We start from the raw sequence: 1,831 nt of genomic DNA, 5'->3' as shown, positions 1-1,831 counted from the left end.
AGACATTACTCACCCGTCCGCCACTCGTCACCCGGGGAGCAAGCTCCCCTGTGCTACCGTTCGACTTGCATGTGTTAGGCCTGCCGCCAGCGTTCAATCTGAGCCATGATCAAACTCTTCAATTTAAAAGTTTGATGCTCAATGAATTAAACTTCGTAATGAATTACGTGTTCACTCGTTGAGACTTGGTATTCATTTAGTGTCCGAAGACATTTAAGAATCCATGTCACTTTGAGTGCCCACACAGATTGTCTGATAAATTGTTAAAGAGCAGTTGCGACGCGCTTTAGCGCTCTGTCGCGAGGTGGCGTATATTACGCTTTCCTCTTTCAGAGTCAACCCTGATTTTCAGAATTTTTCTCTTCAACCTAACCGGCTGTTTGTGTGAAGTGATTCACATCCGCCGTGTCGATGGAGGCGCATTATAGGGAGTTCTCCGGCGCCCGCAACCCTTAAATGACAGAAAAATGACTGACTGCTGCATTCCACAGCAAAACCCCGCTTTATACCAATTTACACACAGAGTTATCCACAAACAGCCCAATATTTCCAGTCACGACGACTCATGACGTGTGTATCTATGCCTCGGGACATGTCATTTATATATACCTGACACGCATTCTGCCTTCCCGCCCCCCCTGCATTTATATGTTCATCGCAGCAGCCCTCTTTGGGAACCGCGCGACAATCTGCTGCTCAACGCCAGCAGTGTTAGCCCACCTCCAGCACGTACTCTATAGAATCCCCTTAATTAGGCCGGTTCCTGCTTTTAGGCAAACGGCTGATGATCTATTCCCATCACCAGTCGCCCCTGATTTTTCCGACGCGGGAGGCTGGACGCTGTCAGTGGCTATAGATGACAAGAGATGTGGTGAGAGGCAGATATCGCTTTTGCGTTTGTCGCCCCAGGGTGTGATTAAAACCAACGCTTCTATATATAGAAGAGCCCATTGCGTTATAAATGCAAAGAACCCGCCGAAAAGGCGGGTTCTTGCTTGATGGGTTTCGGTCGGCTTCAAGCCTCTCTCTTCCATTTATTCTGTTCCTGCCGCTGCTGGACACCGCCGGATACAGTTCTTCCTCTGGAGCTGGTTAGTTCAGGCTCACCTTTTCCGGTAAACGTTGGCCGTTCCGTGGATCTTGTTATTGGTGTTGCCAGAGCTCATCACGAAAATGTCTCCCCCTTTTTCATCTGCTTTTTTTGAAAGCTCCGCTTTCGCCTCAGCAGTACTGGTCGTACCTGATGTGGAGATCTCACCGACGTTGACATACTGATCAGCGACTTTCTCGAAGTCTTTTTGCAGCATCATTTCCGCAGCCTGCGCACTGAAAGAAAAAACAGCGACTAGCGCTCCAGCAATTATCTTTTTCATATATCCCTCGTCATCACTGGTTATCATACTTAAACACTTGTGTTTATATTGAAGATATCAGATGGTCACTCAAAATATGTATGTCTGTTCTATATCAAAGTGGAAAAATCATTTGCATCACCGGTAAACCCAAATGACCTGCGTCACTCACAACACACCAGACATCATCACTATATGAACAATTAACGTAATACTGTCAACAATAATAAAATCACCACAGACAAAATAGATATCACGACTATACAGTTTCTGGAGATAACTGCAGAATAAACGGCAACTTCATTAATTATCTCTAACATAATACGCCTGATCATTAAGAAGCAAAATTTCTGATGAAAAGTAAAAAGAAACCCGCGCACGACACAGAATTTCTTCCATTACCTATCCCACCTTATCTAATTACGCATATTTTGCTTAAATTAATATTAAGAATAACTAGCCAACAAAAAATACAAAAC

At 44.7% G+C, this 1,831-nt stretch carries 1 protein-coding gene and 1 rRNA gene; both read right to left on the bottom strand.

Annotated elements, in window-relative coordinates:
* A 16S ribosomal RNA gene (locus NNO04_RS22390) occupies positions 1-125 on the bottom strand; the annotation flags it as partial.
* A 978-nt stretch (positions 126-1,103) separates the two neighbouring features.
* Positions 1,104-1,373, bottom strand: a complete 270-nt coding sequence (gene yahO, locus NNO04_RS22385) for a DUF1471 family periplasmic protein YahO (RefSeq protein WP_271446515.1) — start codon at positions 1,371-1,373, stop codon at positions 1,104-1,106.
* Between the last annotated feature and the right edge of the window lie 458 nt (positions 1,374-1,831).

The sequence above is a fragment of the Citrobacter sp. Awk 4 genome (assembly GCF_028069725.1).
Taxonomy (GTDB): Bacteria; Pseudomonadota; Gammaproteobacteria; order Enterobacterales; family Enterobacteriaceae; genus Citrobacter_D.
The sequence above is the reverse complement of the archived record's forward strand: the minus strand, read 5'-3'. Positions and strand labels throughout refer to the sequence as shown.

Excerpts from the sequence above, each read along its gene's own strand:
- yahO (WP_271446515.1), bottom strand. The coding sequence starts at position 1,373 with ATGAAAAAGATAATTGCTGGAGCGCTAGTCGCTGTTTTTTCTTTCAGT.